This window comes from Streptomyces sp. Ag109_O5-10, assembly GCF_900105755.1.
Taxonomy (GTDB): domain Bacteria; phylum Actinomycetota; class Actinomycetes; order Streptomycetales; family Streptomycetaceae; genus Streptomyces.
On sequence record NZ_FNTQ01000001.1, the window covers coordinates 5,616,816 to 5,634,517 of the forward strand.

The 17,702-nt window shown below is 72.9% G+C and carries 12 protein-coding genes; 5 read left to right on the plus strand and 7 right to left on the minus strand.

Annotated elements, in window-relative coordinates:
- Positions 1–202: 202 nt before the first annotated feature.
- From BLW82_RS25780 to BLW82_RS25790, 3 genes are all read right to left on the minus strand, one after another.
- Positions 203–1,918 carry an LCP family protein gene (locus BLW82_RS25780; RefSeq protein ID WP_093502184.1) on the minus strand — a complete coding sequence of 572 codons (1,716 nt, stop codon included), beginning with the start codon at positions 1,916–1,918 and terminating at the stop codon, positions 203–205.
- Positions 1,919–2,160: 242 nt separating this feature from the next.
- The gene (locus BLW82_RS25785) at positions 2,161–3,285 is read right to left on the minus strand and encodes an LCP family protein (protein WP_256215955.1); all 1,125 of its coding nucleotides are present in this window, start codon (positions 3,283–3,285) and stop codon (positions 2,161–2,163) included.
- A gap of 171 nt (positions 3,286–3,456) precedes the next feature.
- Positions 3,457–4,212, minus strand: coding sequence for a TIGR03089 family protein (locus tag BLW82_RS25790; RefSeq protein WP_093502188.1), 756 nt, complete (start codon positions 4,210–4,212; stop codon positions 3,457–3,459).
- 129 nt (positions 4,213–4,341) lie between these two features.
- On the opposite strand from BLW82_RS25790, the gene BLW82_RS25795 reads away from it, so the two are divergent.
- Both BLW82_RS25795 and BLW82_RS25800 read left to right on the plus strand, forming a co-directional pair.
- Positions 4,342–5,691: a peptidoglycan recognition protein family protein gene (locus BLW82_RS25795; RefSeq protein ID WP_093508263.1), complete on the plus strand. Its 1,350-nt coding sequence runs from the start codon at positions 4,342–4,344 to the stop codon at positions 5,689–5,691.
- A gap of 162 nt (positions 5,692–5,853) precedes the next feature.
- The gene (locus BLW82_RS25800; protein ID WP_093502190.1) at positions 5,854–6,936 is read left to right on the plus strand and encodes a mannose-1-phosphate guanylyltransferase; all 1,083 of its coding nucleotides are present in this window, start codon (positions 5,854–5,856) and stop codon (positions 6,934–6,936) included.
- Between the two features lie 460 nt (positions 6,937–7,396).
- Here the strand turns inward: BLW82_RS25800 and BLW82_RS25805 are convergent, their stop codons facing one another.
- The 4 genes from BLW82_RS25805 to BLW82_RS25820 all read right to left on the minus strand — a co-directional run bounded on the left by BLW82_RS25805 (position 7,397) and on the right by BLW82_RS25820 (position 11,373).
- Positions 7,397–8,410, minus strand: a complete 1,014-nt coding sequence (locus BLW82_RS25805; RefSeq protein WP_093502192.1) for a DNA-3-methyladenine glycosylase family protein — start codon at positions 8,408–8,410, stop codon at positions 7,397–7,399.
- Positions 8,411–8,533: 123 nt separating this feature from the next.
- Entirely contained in the window at positions 8,534–9,883 is a 1,350-nt protein-coding gene (locus tag BLW82_RS25810; protein ID WP_093502194.1) for a coenzyme F420-0:L-glutamate ligase, read from the minus strand.
- Positions 9,880–10,839 (minus strand): 2-phospho-L-lactate transferase, encoded by a 960-nt coding sequence (cofD, locus tag BLW82_RS25815; protein ID WP_093502196.1) that lies wholly within the window; start codon positions 10,837–10,839, stop codon positions 9,880–9,882. Before cofD ends, BLW82_RS25810 begins: the two co-directional genes overlap by 4 nt.
- Before the next feature lie 33 nt (positions 10,840–10,872).
- Positions 10,873–11,373, minus strand: coding sequence for a cysteine dioxygenase (locus tag BLW82_RS25820; protein ID WP_093502198.1), 501 nt, complete (start codon positions 11,371–11,373; stop codon positions 10,873–10,875).
- Positions 11,374–11,997: 624 nt separating this feature from the next.
- Here BLW82_RS25820 and BLW82_RS25830 point away from each other — a divergent pair.
- From BLW82_RS25830 to BLW82_RS25840, 3 genes are all read left to right on the plus strand, one after another.
- Positions 11,998–12,261 (plus strand): WhiB family transcriptional regulator, encoded by a 264-nt coding sequence (locus tag BLW82_RS25830; protein WP_003975777.1) that lies wholly within the window; start codon positions 11,998–12,000, stop codon positions 12,259–12,261.
- Between the two features lie 204 nt (positions 12,262–12,465).
- Positions 12,466–16,182, plus strand: coding sequence for a glycosyltransferase family 2 protein (locus BLW82_RS25835; protein WP_093502200.1), 3,717 nt, complete (start codon positions 12,466–12,468; stop codon positions 16,180–16,182).
- A complete protein-coding gene (locus tag BLW82_RS25840; protein ID WP_093502202.1) occupies positions 16,179–17,678 on the plus strand; it encodes a DUF5719 family protein in 1,500 nt (499 codons plus the stop codon). The genes BLW82_RS25835 and BLW82_RS25840 overlap by 4 nt, the downstream gene beginning before the upstream one ends.
- Positions 17,679–17,702: the final 24 nt, after the last annotated feature.

The following is a 17,702-nucleotide window of genomic DNA, read 5'->3' on the forward strand; positions in this document are numbered from 1 at the left end:
GCACATCGCTCTGCGTCAACGCCCTGCCCTCCCCACCCTGCGCCCTGCGCGCACAGGCCCGCCGCCACGCCCCCCGTCGGACGCCACACGGACCACACGGGGTCCGCCCCGCGCCCGGTTAGACGCGTGACGGACCCATAGGGTTACCTGCCAATTCGCTGTTACTTGGCGCACGTGCGACGTAACTCACCGTCGCGCCGACCTACTTGGCGCAGGTCACCTTGTCCGCAGTCGTCTTGCTGTCCACGTCCGGCGCCTTCGTCGGAGTGGTGAGGGAGGTCCCCGCCCCCTGGAAGTCCTTGCCCAGGGTCAGGGTGATCGCGGGCAGGCCCTGGGAGTTGACCACGCTCTTGCCGGGCTTCATGGCCGACCCGGACAGCCCCATGAGACTGGCCAGCTCACGCGCCTGGTCGGCCTGGTCGGGCGCGTACTCCAGGGTGGTCCTGCTGAGTTCGGCGTCCGCGTTGCCGGCGTTCTCCGACTTGAGGACGCCCTCCTGGTTCTGCAGCCAGCTGAGGGTCTCCTGGGCGCTGCCGGGCGGGGCCCCGCCGTTGAGGATCCGCACCCGCACCGCGGAGGCCGCGGACTTGCTGCCCTCCAGGCGGGCGGCGGCAGCGTCCTTGCTCGCCTGCGCCTGCTTCTTCTTGACGGCCGTGAAGGAGACGTCGTCCTTGATCGCCTGGAACACGGCGGGGGCCTTCGTCTCGTTGAGCACGACGGTCGCCTTCACCTTCTCCGCCGGGTTGTCCAGCACCGGGATGGTGGTGAAGGTCAGGTTCTTCGGGTTGAGCTTGCCTAGCTCCAGACCGAGGTCCTTCAGCTTGCCGATGCTGTCCAGCTGGGAGTCGACGGTGAGCGCCTTGGTGCCGACCTCGGCCAGCTTCAGCAGCTTGGTCGGGCTGGTGAGCGTCGAGTTGGAGCTGAGCTTGCGCATCAGGGCGCTCAGGAACTGCTGCTGGAGCTGGATCCGGCTCAGGTCGCCGCCGAAGCCGACCGAGTGCCGGGTGCGCACGAACGCCAGCGCGGTCTCGCCGGAGATGTTGTGGGTGCCCTTGGACAGCTTCAGGTGCGAGTCGGAGTCGTCGATGTTCTTGGCGAGACACACCTCGACCCCGCCGACCGCGTCGGTCAGCGTCTTGACCGCGTTGAAGTCGGCCACCATGAAGTTGTCGGCCTGGATGCCGGTCAGCTCGGTCACCGTGCGCACGGTGCAGCTGGCGGTACGGCCGTCCTGGCCGAGGCTGGTGTTGAACCGGACGTTCTCGGTGCCCGCGATGACCTTCTCGCTCCCGTCCGACTGCTTCGTCTGGCAGTCCGGCACGTCGACGATGAGGTCGCGCGGGATGCTCAACGCGGTGGCGTTCGAGCGGTCCTTGGAGATGTGCAGCAGGATCGTGGTGTCGGCGTGCCCGACGCTGCCGGCGTCGCCGTAGCCCTCGTTGCCCGAGCCCGTCCGCTTGTCGGTGCCGATGATCAGCAGGTTGATGGCCTTGTCCTTGCTGAAGCCACCGGTGCTCGCGCCGTCGTCGGAGACGGACGTGATGTTGTCGTTGAGGTGCTTGATGTAGAGGTAGCCGGCGGCCGAGGCGGCGACCAGCACGAAGGCCATCGTCCCGCCGGTCCACAGCAGGACCTTCTTGGCCTTCGACTTCTTCTTCACCGGCTGCCGCCGCGAGCGCCGCCCCGCCGGCGGCTCGGGCTCGGTACGCCGTCTGCGCTGCCCCGGGATCTCCGGTCCCGCGGTCCCCCGGGAGCCGCCCGCGCCGGCGCCCGGCGAGGCCGGCCTGCGCGGTCCGGGTACCGGCGACTGCGGTGCGGAAGGCGTCAGTCGCAGTTCGTATTCACCGGTGTTCGGATTGAGCACCCACTGGTCTGCGGGATCGATGTTGTCCGCCCGCCCACGGCCTTGCGCGTCCACGGTTGTCCGAATCCTCCGTCGGGGCCACGCGGCGCCTTCCCCCCACCAAGGCGCTCGGTCACGTTTCGCGGTGCGCGACCCCAGGACGGACCTCGCGGCCGGGTGCACCGGAGCGCTCACACTATCCGCCCAGTTCAGCGTCGAGTGACGCCAGTGACAAATTCGTCGTCCCTACAACCGGGCAATCCATCTCATTTAACTGACAATGAACGGCGCGGAAGTTCGCCGCCTTGGCGGGTGCTTTACTCGCACCTGTCCTCGGCGGCGGTGTTGCCGCGAAACGCGGACGCCGAGGAGTCCCCGGCGGAGGACGCGCTCTTCCTGACGACCTTCACCGGCCGGTCCGCCCGCAGCAGCGCGAACAGCGCGTCGGCCTTGCCCGCCACCAGCTGGTCGCGGTTGGAGTCGTACACATACGGCTCCCGCGGCACGGTGAGGAACTGCACCTGATCGGTCGGGACGTCGCGCAGCCCCCGGACCAGCTGGTACAGCCCGCGCAGACTGGCCAGCTCCGGGTCGGTGGTGAGCGCGGAGGTCGCCGCGTCCAGCAGCGGGTAGAGCTTCGCCGGATTCAGCAGTACGTCACTGGTCTGCACCTTGTTGACGAGCGCCCCGAGAAACTGCTGCTGGCGGTCCATCCGCGCGGTGTCGCTGCCGTCCCCGAGCGACTTGCGCACCCGGACGTACCCCAGCGCCTGTTCCCCGTCGAGGGTGACCCGCCCGGCGGGCAGCCGCAGCTTCGCCGCCTTGTCGTCGATCGGCTTCTTCAGGCACACCTGCACCCCGTCGATCGCGTCGACCATGTCCTTGAACCCGCTGAAGTCGACGACGACATGGTGATCGATCCGGATGCCCGTGAGCTTCTCGACGGTACGGATGGTGCAGGCCGAACCACCCGCCTCGAAGGCCGAGTTGAACAACGTGAACGAGGGCTCGGTGCGCCGCCCGTCCGCGCGCAGGCAGCCGGGCACGTGCACCATCAGGTCCCGGGGCAGCGAGACCGCGGTGGCGCTGCGCCGGTCGCGGGCGAGGTGCAGCAGGATGGTCGTGTCGGAGCGTTCGGTGCCCGAGTCCTTGCCGTAGCGGCCGTTGCCGTCCCCGGCGCGGGTGTCCGACCCGATGAGCAGGATGTTCTGCGCGCCCCGCACCAGTGCGGTGGGCCGCTCCCGCTCGTACCGGGCGAGCTCGGCCTCGGCCGCCTCGTCGGCGGTGATGTTGTGACTCAGCTTCGCGTACAGCGCCCAGCCGCCGCCGACGGCCCCGACGAGCACCACGCCGAGTCCGACCGACACCCCCCGCACCCAACGCCGACGCCGCCGCCGGGCAAGCCCGGACCCGGTGGCGGATGCCCCTACGACGTCGGTCACTCCTCCACAGTGCCCCGGGACGAGAGCCGAAGCCGGAGTAACTGGTCCACGCGGGTGAGCGGTTCCACCGAGGAGGCGGCCGGCCGCTGACGCCAGTGTCCGGTCCCGCTTTCTCGGGGGCGCGGGGAACTGCGCGAAGGGCCCCCACCCGGCCGCAGCCGAAGCGCCACCTCAGCGAGCGGAAGCCGTAACCCGTTCGCTCTCGATCCGCTTCGCGACCCCTTCCTCCCCGAGCTCCCCCAGATGCCGGCACAGCACCACCGACCCCCCCACCGCGAGCGGCGCGTACAACCCCGCGCTCAAGCCCTCCCACGTGTCGTACCCCAGCCCGGACAGCAACCTCGACCCCGGCCCGGTCAGATCCAGACCCGCCGCGTCCCCGAGCGCCCGCTCCACGACCTCGGCGCCACTCAGCTCCGCCCCCGCGACGATCAGCGCGGGCTCCTCCGGGTCCACCGGGGAGAACGGCACGAACCGGTCCCCCTGGCTCGGCACCTCGACGGCGTAGTCGACGAACCCCTCCGGAACCTGCGGGAACCGGCCGCCCAGTGGCCGCAGCGCGAGAGCGACCCGCTCCCCCCGGCACGCCCGCGCCGCCTCCAGCGAGTCCGGCCCGCTGACGACCACGTCGGCCGCCGCCGGCTCCCCGGCCACGTCGGCGATCGCGCCCACCGACGAACAGGCCAGCAGCCACACTGCCGTCTGCCAGTGCGCGGGCAGCAGCAGGGCGACCCGGTCGCCCGGCCCCGCCGCGAGATCGGTCTGCAACAGATTCGCCGTCTTCGCCACCCAATTGGCGAAGGTGGCCACGGACAATTCGACGCGCTCGCCCGTCGCGTCGTCGTAGAAGGTCACCAGGGGGCGTCCGGGATCCGCGGCGAGCGCGGAACGCAGCAGGTCGGCAGGGGTGCGATCGGTGGCGTTCACCCGCGCAAGCGTACGCCGCGCCCGGCGCCCGCACCGGCCGGCGGGGCCACCGGTTCGGCGTAGCGGTTCCCGACGGACCGTCAGTTCCCCGATGGGCACTTTCATCTGACCGTGTTCAAGATCGAGGACATGCGTGGATTCCTGACTTGCTCGATCGGCGTCACGTGCGCGGCGGCCCTCACCCTCCCGCCGGTCGTGCTGAACATGCCGTCCGCGGTCGCCGCCCCCGCGGACCGGGCCACGACGACCACCGCCCGCCCCGCCACCACGGTCCTGTCCGGCAGCACCCGGTCGCTGCCCCTCACCTCCCGCACCCGCGAGCGTGTCCTCGGCCAGGTCCCCGAACAGGGCCTCTACCGCACCGGCGTACGGCACTTCTCGCTCGTCGGCGTCCGCTGGGACGACCCGGGCACCGCACTGCGCGGCCAGGTCCAGGTCCGCACCCGGTCCGCGGCCACCGGCCGCTGGTCGGGCTGGCAGGACGTCGACACGCACAACGCCGACCACGGCGCCGACCCGGACACGGCGGAGGCCTCCTCCGGGCGGGTGCACGGTGCCACCGCGCCCCTGTGGGTGGGCGTCTCGGACGGAGTCGACGTACGCGTACGCGCCGAGGCCGGCCCCGGCCCCGGCGTCGGACGCGACCTGCTCCCGGCCGGCCTGCGCCTCGAACTCGTCGACCCCGGCGACGAGGCCCCGTCCGAGGGCCTGCCCGGTGACAGCCCGCGCACCGACACCGGGGTCGACTCGGCGGCCGCGGTCAACGCGGACCTCGTCTCCTTCGCCGCCACCGAGATCCCCGCGCTCAGCCGGGCGGACACCGAACGCGAATACCGCGAACTCGGCGGTGGCACCGCCCCGCTCGCGAAGCCGCACATCGGACCGCGCCCGAGGATCGTCACCCGCCGCGGCTGGGGCGCCGACGAGTCGCTGCGCGAGAAGGGGTTCGTCTACACGGGGAAGGTCAAGGCGGCCTTCGTCCACCACACCGACTCCGGCAACGGTTACCGCTGCTCCGACGCCCCGTCCGTCATCCGCAGTATCTACCGCTACCACGTCGTGAGCATGGGCTGGCGGGACATCGGCTACAACTTCCTCGTCGACAAGTGCGGAACCATCTACGAGGGCCGCGCCGGGGGAGCGGCGAAGGCCGTCAGGGGCGCCCACACCCTCGGGTTCAACAACAACAGCATGGGTATCGCGGTGATCGGCACCTTCGGTTCGCACAAGCCGCCCGCGGCCGCCGTGACCGGCATCGCCAAGCTCACGGCGTGGAAACTCGGGCTCTTCGGGGCCAATCCGAAGGGAAAGACATATCTGAAGTCCGGGGGTGGCAATCTCTACCCAAAGGGGAAGAACGTACGACTGAACGTGATCTCCGGCCACAGGGACGGGTACGCCACCGACTGCCCAGGCGCCAAGCTCTACGCCAAGCTCGGCTCGGCCCGCACCAGCTCAGCGCACCTTCAGGGGCGCTGAGTACGGGGCCGGCGGTCGACGCCGTCGGGGGCAGTCGGGGGAAAACCGCACAGCCATGCCGCGTGGCACCACGCGGCCGTCGAGGGCGCCGTCGCACGGTCTGCATACACTGGCCGGCCGACACAGAGTTCGGCCGGTCCCGGCAGGAAGCAGAGACGACAGGTGACAGAAGCGATCCTCCTGGTCGGCGGCAAAGGCACCCGGCTGCGCCCGCTCACGGTCAACACGCCCAAGCCGATGGTCCCGGCGGCCGGCGTGCCGTTCCTGACGCACCAACTGGCCAGAGCCAGAGCGGCGGGCGTGGAGCACATCGTCCTCGCGACGAGCTACCTGGCGGAGGTCTTCGAACCGTACTTCGGCGACGGCGCGGCACTCGGCCTGCACATCGAGTACGTCACCGAGGAGGAGCCCCTCGGCACCGGCGGCGCGATCCGCAACGTCGCCGCCCGCCTCCACTCCGGCCCCGACGACCCGGTCCTGATCTTCAACGGTGACATCCTGACGGGACTGGACATCCGCGCCCTGGTGGCCACGCACGAGTCGACGTCCGCCGACGTCTCCCTGCACCTCACGAAGGTGACGGACCCGCGCGCGTACGGCCTCGTCCCCACCGACGGGACCGGCAGGGTCCTCGCCTTCCTGGAGAAGCCGCAGACACCCGAGGAGATCGTCACCGACCAGATCAACGCGGGGGCGTACGTCTTCCGCCGTTCGGTCATCGACACGATCCCGGCGGGCCGCCCGGTGTCGGTGGAGCGGGAGACCTTCCCGGAGCTCCTGGCGGCCGGCGCCCACCTCCAGGGCATGGTCGACTCCACGTACTGGCTCGACCTCGGCACGCCCGCGGCCTTCGTCCGCGGCTCGGCGGACCTCGTCCTCGGCCGCGCCCCGTCCCCGGCGGTCCCCGGGCGCTGCGGCGACCGCCTCGTCCTCCCCACGGCCCGGGTCGCCGCGGACGCCAAGCTGACCGGCGGCACGGTGGTGGGCGAGGGCGCGTTCGTGGCGGCGGGCGCGCGGGTCTTCGGCTCGACGATCCTCCCGGGCGCCGTGATCGAACCCGGCGCCGTCATCACCGACTCCCTGATCGGCAACCGCGCCCGCGTCGGCGAACGCTCGATCCTCACCGGCACGGTGATCGGCGACGGCGCGGTCATCGGTGCCGACAACGAACTCCGCGACGGCGCGCGGGTGTGGTGCGACGCGATGATCCCGGCGGGAGCGGTGCGGTTCTCCTCGGACCGGTAGTCGTGCGGCGGGGTCCGGGGACACCGCCCACGGGAGCTGCGCCCCCGGACCCCTCATGCCTCATGGGGAAGTGGTTCCCCTGCGGGCGGGTGGGGGCTGGTCGCGCAGTTCCCCGCGCCCCTTACGGGGCGCCTCAGCCGCGGGGTGCTTGTCGGCGGACCCCGCAGTTCCCCGCGCCCCTTACGGGGCGCCTCAGTCGCGGGGTGCTTGTCGGCGGACCCCGCAGTTCCCCGCGCCCCTTACGGGGCGCCTCAGTCGCGGGGTGCTTGTCGGCGGACCCCGCAGTTCCCCGCGCCCCTTACGGGGCGCCTCAGTCGCGGGGTGCTTGTCGGCGGACCCCGCAGTTCCCCGCGCCCCTTACGGGGCGCCTCAGTCGCGGGGTGCTTGTCGGCGGACCCCGCAGTTCCCCGCGCCCCTTACGGGGCGCCTCAGTCGCGGGGCGCTTGTCGGCCGACCCAGCTCACAACCGGCCGATGTCCCCCTTCGGCATCCGCGGTGCCCGCCTCGCCGGCGTGTGCCCGCTCAGCAGGATCAGCCGGGCCGCCCGATGCCGCTGCCCCGCATACGGCTCCAGCAGCCGCAGCATCATCTCGTCGTCGGCATGCCGGTCCCCGGCCAGCGCGAACCCGACGATCCCCGGCAGGTGCAGGTCCCCGACCGTCACCGCGTCCGCCGCCCCATGACTGCGCTGCACGGTCTCCGCGGACGTCCACGGCCCCACCCCCGGCACCACCTCCAGCCGCGCCTGCGCCGCCTCCGCCGCCATCCCCATGGCCTCCTCCAGCCGCGCGGCGACCCGCACCGCCCGCAGGATCGTCGAGGCCCGCTTGTCGTCGACCCCGGCCTTGTGCCACTCCCAGGAAGGGATCAGCGCCCAGGTGCGCGGCGCCGGCATCACCCACATCGGCCGCTCGGCGACCCCCGCCGGGCCCGGCGCGCGCTCCCCGAACCTGCTTACCAGCAGCCGCCAGGCCCGGTACGCCTCGTCGGTGGTGACCTTCTGCTCCAGGACCGACGGGATCAACGACTCCAGCACCAGCCCGGTCCGCGTCAGCCGCAGCCCCGGCCGCCGGTGCCGGGCCGCCGCCACCACCCGGTGCCGGGGCACGAACGCGGACGGGTCGTCGGCGGCACCGAGCATCTCCGGCAACTGCTCCAGCAGCCACTCGGCCCCCGGCCCCCAGGCCTGCCCGCGCACCTCACCGCCGTACCCGGCGACCCGCAGCGTCCCCGGCCCGGCAGGCGTCAGACTCGCCCGCCACACCGACCCGTCCCGGCCGGCCCTGAACGTCGGATCCCCGGGCCCCCGCCGCAGCGGTCCCAGCACCAGCCCCAGATCAAGAACCCCGTCGGGCTTCCACACCCGAACCCGCCCCGCCGCGACGGCCTGCTTCGGAACACCACCGGCAGGCACGACGACCTGCCCACCCCGCACCGTCGTACGCGTGGGCCCAGAAGCAAACCGACCAGCCATCCAAGGAATCCTAGGCCTCAGGCGCCCCGTTTTCCGGGGGCGCGGGTAAATGCGCGATCAGCCACGCTCAAGCCGCACTCGACCACGAATCCGAACTCACCCGGACCGCAGGCGCAGAGCGGCTCACCGCACCTCGATGAAGTCCCCGGCCTCCCTCGGGGCCCTCTCCCGCGGAGCCTCCGCGGCCTTCCCCACCGCGACCGCTCCCATCGGATCCCACTCGGCCGACAGCGCGAGCGCGTCCCGCACCACGTCCCGGCAGAACATCGTCGACGACACCCACGCCGACCCGAGCTGCTCCCCGGCCAGCGCGACCAGCAGGTTCTGCACCGCGGCCCCCGCGGCGACCACGAACATCTCCCGTTCGGCCGCGTCCCGCCGTGCGTCCCCGTACGTGTGCGACCCGTCCATCACCAGACAGGGCACGACCAGGTACGGCGCGTTCCGCAGCACGTCCCCGCGCCGTACCCGCTTCGCGATGGACTCCTCCGACTTGCCGTCCCTCCTCAGGTCGGCGATCCACGCGTCCCGCATCGCGTCCAGCAGCCGCGTGCGCGCCCCGGCCGACTCCAGCAGCACGAACCGCCACGGCGTCGTGTGATGCGGTGCCGGCGCGGTCACGGCCGCGGCGACCGCCCGCCGCACCGCCCCGGGGTCGACGGGCTCGTCGGTGAACGCCCGCACCGTCCGCCGCAGCGTCACCGCCTCCCGGACCGCCTCGGACGTGCCGAGCCGGAACATGTCGGTGGCCGCGTCCCGGACCAGCACTCGCGCGCCGTCCCCGTCGTCGCCGGCGTCGGACACGACATGGGCCAGGCCCCGCACCACGGCGACCGGCATCCCGGTCGCCTTGCCCTTGACCAGGTCGCCCGCGGCGGCCAGTTCGTCGGCCGTGGCGACGACCGTCGCGACCAGCGGGTTGCCGTACGCGTCCACACCCCCGCGCAGGTCGTCCAGCACCTCCACGCCGGCGGCGCCGATGGTGACGTCCGTGAGCCCCGCGCGCCAGGGTCGCCCGAAGGTGTCCGTCACGACGACGCCGACGTTGACGCCCAGCGCGTCCCGCAGGCCCGCGCGGACGGCGCGGGCCGAGGCGTCGGGATCCTCGGGCAGCAACAGCACGGTCCCGGCAGGGGTGTTGGACGCGTCCACGCCCGCCGCGGCCATGACCAGGCCCTGCCGGTTCTCCACGATCCGCAGGGTCCCGCGCCGGGCCACCACCCGCACCGTCTCGGCGTCGATCGCCGCCTCCCGGTCGGGGGCCTGGACGATCCGTCCCTCGGCCTTGGAGACGATCTTGGAGGTGACGATCACCACGTCCCCGTCGGCCAGCCCCGGTTCGGCCGCGGCGATCAGCTTCGCCAGGTCGTCCCCCTGCTGGACCTCGGGGAGCCCGGGCAGTGCCCACACCCGGTACGCGGGCACCGCGTCGGCCGTGCCGGTCGTCCCGGCCGTGTCGATCGCGTCGGTCATGCCCCGCGCACCTCCTCGGCCAGCGCCAGCGCCTCGCGGGCCATCTGCGCGGCCGCGTCCAGGTCGGTCATCATCAGCGGTACGGCCCGGCAGCGGATGCCGGCCGCCTCCACGCGCGCGATGGTGCCCGCGTCCACGGAGTCGACGAGCCAGCCGTCCAGCAGCCCGGAGCCGTAGTGCTCGGCGACCGCCGCCGCCGTCGACTCCACGCCCACCGCCGCGAGCACCTTGTCGGCCATCCCGCGCACCGGCGCGTCCCCGACGATGGGGGAGAGGCCCACCACCGGCACGCCGGCGTCCGCGATGGCCTCCCGGATGCCGGGCACCGCGAGGATCGTGCCCACGGAGACCACCGGGTTGGACGGCGGGAAGAGGATCACGTCCGCCTCGGCGAGCGCCTCCAGGACGCCGGGCGCGGGCTTGGACTGCTCGGCGCCGACCGGGACGACCGCCTCGGCGGGGACGCCCGCCCGCAGCCGTACCCAGTACTCCTGGAAGTGCACGGCCTTGCGCTCGCCGTCGACCTCGACGGCGACGTGGGTCTCGACCCGGTCGTCGGTCATCGGGATCAGCTTCACGCCCGGCTTCCAGCGGTCGCACAGCGCCTCGGTGACCGCGCTCAGCGGATATCCGGCGCCCAGCATCTGGGTGCGCACGATGTGCGTCGCGAAGTCCCGGTCGCCGAGCCCGAACCAGTCCGGCCCCACCCCGTAGGCGGCGAGCTCCTCCTTGAGGTGGAAGGTCTCGTCGGCCCGCCCCCAGCCCTGCTCCTCGTTGATACCGCCACCGAGGGTGTACATCACCGTGTCGAGGTCCGGGCAGACCTTCAGCCCGAAGAGGTGGATGTCGTCCCCGGTGTTGCCGATGACGGTCACGTCGGCGTCCGGCACGGCCTGCTTGAGACCGCGCAGGAACCGGGCACCGCCGATGCCGCCTGCCAGAACCACAATGCGCATGCGCCAAGTCTTGCAGGCGGGTCCGACAACGCGTCACGCAGTCACGGGACGGGCCTCGCAGGCGGCGGCCGCGGTCGTGTGCATCGGCATCTCGGTCAGCCCCGGGTAGTAGACGTGCAGGCTCACCGCGGGCTCCAGCGCGTCGTTGACGACCTCGTGCGCGTACCCCGGCGCGAACACCCGCTGCGCGCCGGCGCCCAGCGCGCGCGTACCGCGCTCGGTGCGTTCGGTGAGCGCGCCCTCCAGCACGGTCAGCACGCCTGAGGAGCGGCCGTGGTCGTGCAGCCCGCTGCCCTGCCCGGGCACCCAGGACAGCAGCCACACCTCGTAGCCGGGGCCGGTGCGCAGCCGGTGGTACCAGCGGCTCGTCGCGTCGTACTGGACGAGGTGCTCCCACTGCGCGCGGTCGGCGGCGATCGCGCGGGCCAGGCCGGCGAACTCGGCCACGGTGACCGGGTGCTCGCGCGGGGGCTGCAGCAGGTGCGTGACTTCGAGGATGTCGCCGGCGATCTGGAGGTCGTTGTCGCTGTTCATGGGGGTGCGGTGGTTCCTCAGTGAGAAGGTCAGCGGGGAACGAAAAGCGAAGACCGAGTCCGGGGGACTCGGTCTGCAGCCGGAGCGGGAGCGGTCGGGGACGGCTACGGCTCAACAGCTGGAACAGCAACAGCTACAGCGAGCCCGGGCAGCACCGTGGGACCCGGCGGTGCGGGTCGAGGTGAGTGCCAAGTGCGCGAGCATGCCCACAAGGACATCGGTTCACACCCTCCGTGTCAACTCGAAGCCCGGTATGTGGGACACGGTTCACCTCATCCGGTCCATCTCGCTGCCGAAAGGTTTGCTCAGCGGGCACCCGGGACACATGGCGCACAACCGGGCGCGCGAGCCACTTCGGAACGCGATCGAACATCTGGGCGTCCTTCTCCGTACAAGCTCTGTATGGGGTCGGAGGCTCCGAGCGGGGCCTCGTCTGCATGTCAAGGTTTATGCCGATTTGAACACTTTCCGCACGGCCTTGGTTCCGCAGAGTGAATAACGGGCCCAATAGCAGATCTCGGCTTGACTCGCCCGGAGCAGCACACTTGTAATTTCACTCGTGTCGTTCAGCCGAAATCGGTAACGGCCGGACACGGGGACGTGAAAGACAGACGAGGGGCGCACATGACCGAGCTGGTGCAGCAACTGCTGGTCGACGACGCGGACGAGGAACTCGGCTGGCAGGAGCGCGCGCTGTGCGCCCAGACCGACCCCGAGTCCTTCTTCCCCGAGAAGGGCGGCTCCACCAGAGAGGCCAAGAAGGTCTGCCTCGCCTGCGAGGTGCGCTCCGAGTGCCTCGAGTACGCCCTCGCCAACGACGAACGGTTCGGTATCTGGGGCGGACTCTCCGAGCGGGAGCGCCGCCGCCTCAAGAAGGCCGCCGTCTGACCGGCGGTGGCTGCCGTCCGAGGCGGACGTCCACACGACGCACACATCCGAGCTGCGCGAACGGCCCGTCGCCCGTGGGTTGTCCACAGGGGGCGGGCCGTCGACATGCCCAGCCGATAGTGTGGGCGTTCGTCCGAGACGCCTCGCCGCCACCAGCGGGCGCAGGAGTCCACCGCAGTCCATCGAACCGGGGCCCGTACCTCGATGTCCGTGCACAGCCACACGGCAGCCGAAGCAGCCGCTGCCACAGCGGGGTTTGACCCGACCCGCCCGCCCGAGTTCCCGCGTCACGTGGTGACCGCGGTGCTCGTCTCCCACGACGGCGCCCGCTGGCTGCCCGACGCGCTCGCCGGGCTGCTCGGCCAGGAGCGCCCGGTCCAGTACGCCGTCGCGGCCGACACCGGCAGCGCGGACGACTCCGCCCAGCAGCTCACCGCCTCCCTCGGCGACGCGAACGTGCTGCACCTCGCCCGCCGCACCGGCTTCGGCCAGGCCGTGGAGGAGGCGAGCCGCACCGCGCCCGTCCTCACCCCGGACGACCTGCCGTACCTGAAGCGGCCCAGCGGCTGGGACCCGGTCACCCGCCAGTGGCGCGACGACGCCTACGACATGCCCGAGCTGCCCTACGGGGAGCCGGTCCAGTGGCTGTGGCTGCTGCACGACGACTGCGCCCCGGAACCCGAGGCCCTGGCCCAGCTGCTCCGCGTCGTCGACAACGAGCTGGAGCTGGGCCGCGACGACGTGGCGGTCGTCGGCCCCAAGCTGCGCGGCTGGTACGACCGGCGGCAGCTCCTGGAGGTCGGCGTCACCATCGCCAACTCCGGCCGCCGCTGGACCGGCCTGGACCGCCGTGAGCAGGACCAGGGCCAGCACGACCACGTGCGGCCCGTCCTGTCCGTCTCCACCGCCGGCATGCTGATCCGCCGCGACGTCTTCGAGGAGCTCGGCGGCTTCGACCGCCGGCTGCCGCTGATGCGCGACGACGTCGACCTGTGCTGGCGCGCGCACAACGCGGGACACCGCGTCCTGATCGCCCCCGAGGCCGTCGTACGGCATGCCGAGGCCGCCTCCCGCGAGCGCCGCACCGTCGACTGCGCCGGCCGCACCGCCACCTCCCCGCACAAGGTCGACAAGGCCGGCGCCATCTACACCCTGCTGGTCAACGCCCGTACGGCCGTGCTGCCCTGGATCCTGTTCCGCCTGGTCCTCGGCACCCTGCTGCGCACCGTCGCCTACCTCGTCGGTAAGGTCCCCGGACAGGCCCTCGACGAGATCCGCGGCCTCCTCGGCACCCTGCTGCGACCCGAGCGGATCATCGCCGGGCGGCGCAGGCGCGGCCGCTCCCAGCTCGACAAGGGCGAGCTGCGCCCCCTGTTCCCGCCGCCCGGCGCCACCGTCCGGGCCACCGTCGAACAGGTCGCGGGCAACCTCTTCGGCGCCGACGACGAGATCTCCGCGGCCGGCCGGCACGGCGGTGCGGTCGAGTCCGGGCCCGGCGGCGACGACGCCGACTTCCTGGAGATCGAGCAGTTCGCCCGGCTCAAGCGCATCGCCCGCAAACCGGGGCCTGTGCTTTTCCTGGTGCTGCTGCTGTTCTCGCTCGTCGCCTGCCGCGCCCTGCTCGGCTCCGGTGCCCTCGCGGGCGGCTCGCTGCTGCCCGCCCCGGCCGCCGCGAGCGAGCTGTGGTCGCGCTACCTGGACGCCTGGCACGCGGTCGGCGCCGGCGGCACCCCGGCCGCGCCGCCGTACCTCGCGATCATCGCCTCGTTCGCCTCACTGCTGTTCGGCTCGACCGGGCTCGCGGTCACCGTGCTCCTGGTCGCCTCGGTGCCCCTGGCCGGCTTCACCGCCTACTTCGCCTCCCGCCCGCTGGTCACCTCGCGCCTGCTGCGCGCCTGGGCGGCCATCGCCTACGCCTTCCTGCCCGCCGCCACCGGCGCCCTCGCGGGGGGCCGCATCGGCACCGCCGTCCTCGCCGTCCTGCTGCCGCTGATCGCCCGCGCGGGGATCGCGGCGAGCGGCCTCACGCACGCCTCCGGGGCCCGCGGCAGCTGGCGCGCCACCTGGGCGTACGCGCTGCTGCTGACCCTCACCACCGCGTTCACGCCGATCGTCTGGCCGATCGCCCTGGTCCTCGGCCTCGCCGTGCTCGCCGTGCGCCGCTCCGACCTGGTCGCCTCCGGCCTGCGGCTGCTGGCCCAGCTCGGCACGCCGCTGCTGGTCCTCGCCCCCTGGTCGCTGACCCTGCTGCCGTTCGGCTTCTTCCGGGAGGCCGGCCTGGAGTACGGCTCCTCGGCCGCCTCCGCCCTCGACCTGCTCGGCGCCAGCCCGGGCGGCCCCGGCACCGTCGACGGGCTGCTGCTCGTCGGCGTCGTCCTGGCCGCGCTCGCCGCCCTGCTGCGCTCCGAGCGCCAGTCGGCGATCCGCACCGCCTGGGCGATCGCCCTGGTCGGCCTGGTCTTCGCGGTCCTGTCCAACAAGTCCACCTGGGCCGGCCCCGCGACCCTCGTCTACGGCATCGCCATCCTGTCCGCCGCCGCCCTCGGCGCCGACGGGGCCCGCTCGCGGGTCGCCGAGCAGAGCTTCGGCTGGCGCCAGCCGGTCGCCGCCCTGATCGCCTTCGCCGCCGCCGCGGGCCCGCTGCTGCTCGCCGCCGGCTGGATGATCGCGGGCGCCGACGGCCCGGTCGAGCGCCGCGACCCCACCCAGGTGCCCGCCTTCGTCGCCGAGGACAGCTCCACCACCGACCAGGTCCGCACCCTTGTCCTGGACAGCGACAGCACCGCGCGGGTGACCTACATGCTGGTACGCGGCTCCGGCGCCCGCATGGGCGACGCCGAGGTGGCCGCCGCCGACGGCGAGAACGCCCAGCTCGACAAGGTCGTCGCCAACCTGGTCGCCGGCTCCGGAGCCGACCAGGCCGACCAGCTCGGCGGGTTCGCGGTGCGCTACGTCCTGGTCCACAAGGGCGCGCCGCGCGACATCACGCGCGTGCTCGACGCCACCCCCGGCCTGTCCCGGCTCAGCCAGCAGAACGGCGGCGCCCTGTGGCGCGTCGACCAGCAGGTCTCCCGCGCGACGATCGTGCCGGCGAACGGCTCCGGTACCGCCGTCTCCGTTGCGGCCGGCCCCGTCGACATCCACACCACCGTCCCGGCCGGCGCCGACGGCCGCGTCCTGCGCCTGGCGGACTCGGCCTCCCCGGACTGGACGGCCACCCTGGACGGCAAGCCGCTGACCCGCACCACCGTCGACGGCTGGGCCCAGGGCTTCGAACTCCCCTCCGGGGGCGGGAAGCTGGACGTCACCTACGACACGCCGTTCACCCACATCCTCTGGCTGTGGGTCCAGGGCGCGCTCGCCGTCGTCCTGGTCGTCCTCGCCCTGCCCGGCCGCCGCCGTGACGTCGACGACGACCTCCCCGAGGAGCAGCCGATCCCGGCCCAGGCCGTCGACGGCGAGGGCCGCCGCGCCCGCCGACTGCGCGCCCAGGCCGAGGCCGAGGAGGAGCTGCAGGAGACCCCGCAGACCCAGGAGTTCCAGGAGACCGCGGAGGGCACCGGCTTCCCGGCGACGGCCCCGGCGGACGAGAGCCGGGCCGCCGTCCCGCAGCAGCAGTCGTACGACGAGTGGGACCCGGCGTCCTATCCGCAGGCCGACGGCTACGACACCGGCTACGCCGACCAGTACCAGGGCGCCGGCACCGGCCAGTACCAGACCGGCGGCTACGACCAGCAGACCTACGACCCCTACCAGACCGGCCAGTACGACCCGTACGCCTACGGCGGCCAGCAGGGGCAGGCGGCGTACGACCCGACGTACCAGCAGGGTTACGACCCGGCCTACGACCCCGCCTACGACCCGGGCGCCCAGCACCAGCACGGCACCGGCGGCGAGCACCACGACGGGAGCCAGCAGTGAACCGCACCACCCTGTCCCTGCTCGCCGGTACGGCCGCCCTCGCGGCGGTCACCGGGTTCGCCGAGCTCAGCGCGCCGGCCGCCACCCCCGCGCACACCGCGGAGGCGGCCGCCCAGCTGCCGGTGGAGCGCTCCACGCTGCTGTGCCCGGCGCCCAGCCTGTCCGACATCGCGGAGACCTCGTACACGTCGTTCACGCCCGTCACCAAGGGCACCACGAGCGACGGCAAGGCCGGCCTCCAGGCCGCCACCGAGCAGTCGGCGGACGGGACGGGGAGCAGCGGCGGCAAGAAGAAGAAGGCCGCCAAGCCCGTCCTCAGCCCCAAGACGCCCGGCACGCCGGCCACCGGGGACGCCTCCGGCGCCGACGAGCCCGCCTACGTCGGCACCGCCGAGGGCAAGTACGCGCCCGGCTGGACGGTCCAGGAGACCACCGAGGTCGCCGCGGGCTCCGGGCGCGGCCTCCAGGGGGTCAACTGCACGGCGGCCGACACCGACTTCTGGTTCCCCGGCGCCAGCACCGCCGCGAGCCGCACCGACTACGTGCACCTCACCAACCCCGACGACAGCGCCGCCGTGGTCGACGTCGAGCTGTACGGCAAGGACGGCCAGCTCAAGTCCTCGGTGGGGGAGGGCATCACGGTCCCGCCGCACGCCGGCGAGCCGGTCCTGCTGTCCACGCTCACCGACGAGCGGCAGACCGACCTGACCGTCCACGTGAGCGTGCGCAGCGGCCGGGTCGGCGCGAGCGTGCAGGCCCTGGACGACAAGACCGGCGGCGACTGGCTGGCCGCCTCCGCCGACCCGTCCGGCAGCCTGGTGCTGCCCGGCATCCCCAAGGACGCCACCGACGTCCGGCTGATCGCCTTCACCACCGGCGACAACGACGCGGACCTGAAGGTGCGCCTCGCCTCCCCGGACGGCACGATCACCCCGGCCGGCAACGAGACACTGCACGTCAAGGCGGGCATGACCACCGCGACCGACCTCGGCGACGTCACGCGCGGCGAGGCGGGCTCGCTGATCCTCACCCCCTCCGACCAGTCCGTCCCGGTGGTGGCCGCGCTGCGCGTCACCCGCGGCAAGGGCAGCAACCAGGAGACCGCGTACATCCCGGCGACCGCCCCGGTCGGCACGCGCGCGACGTCCGCCGACAACAGCGGCAAGGGCACCACCCTCTCCCTGACCGCGCCCACCGCGACCGCTCAGGTCAAGGTCACGGCGTCGGCGGGCAGTGAGGGCGGCACGGCGGTGTCCAAGACGTTCACGATCAAGTCCGGCACCACCCAGAACGTCGACGCCCCGGTCCCGTCCGGGCTGAAGGGCACCTACGCCCTGACCGTGGAGACGGTCTCCGGCGGCCCGGTCTACGGCGCCCGCACCCTGGCGGCCACCGAGGGCGGGGTCCCCGGCTTCACGATCCAGACCCTCCCGGACGACCGCGGCACGGTGGCCGTGCCGGAGGCGGACCAGGACGTGGCGGTGCTGCAGAAGTAGGCGCGCGAAGGGGGACCGGGACGG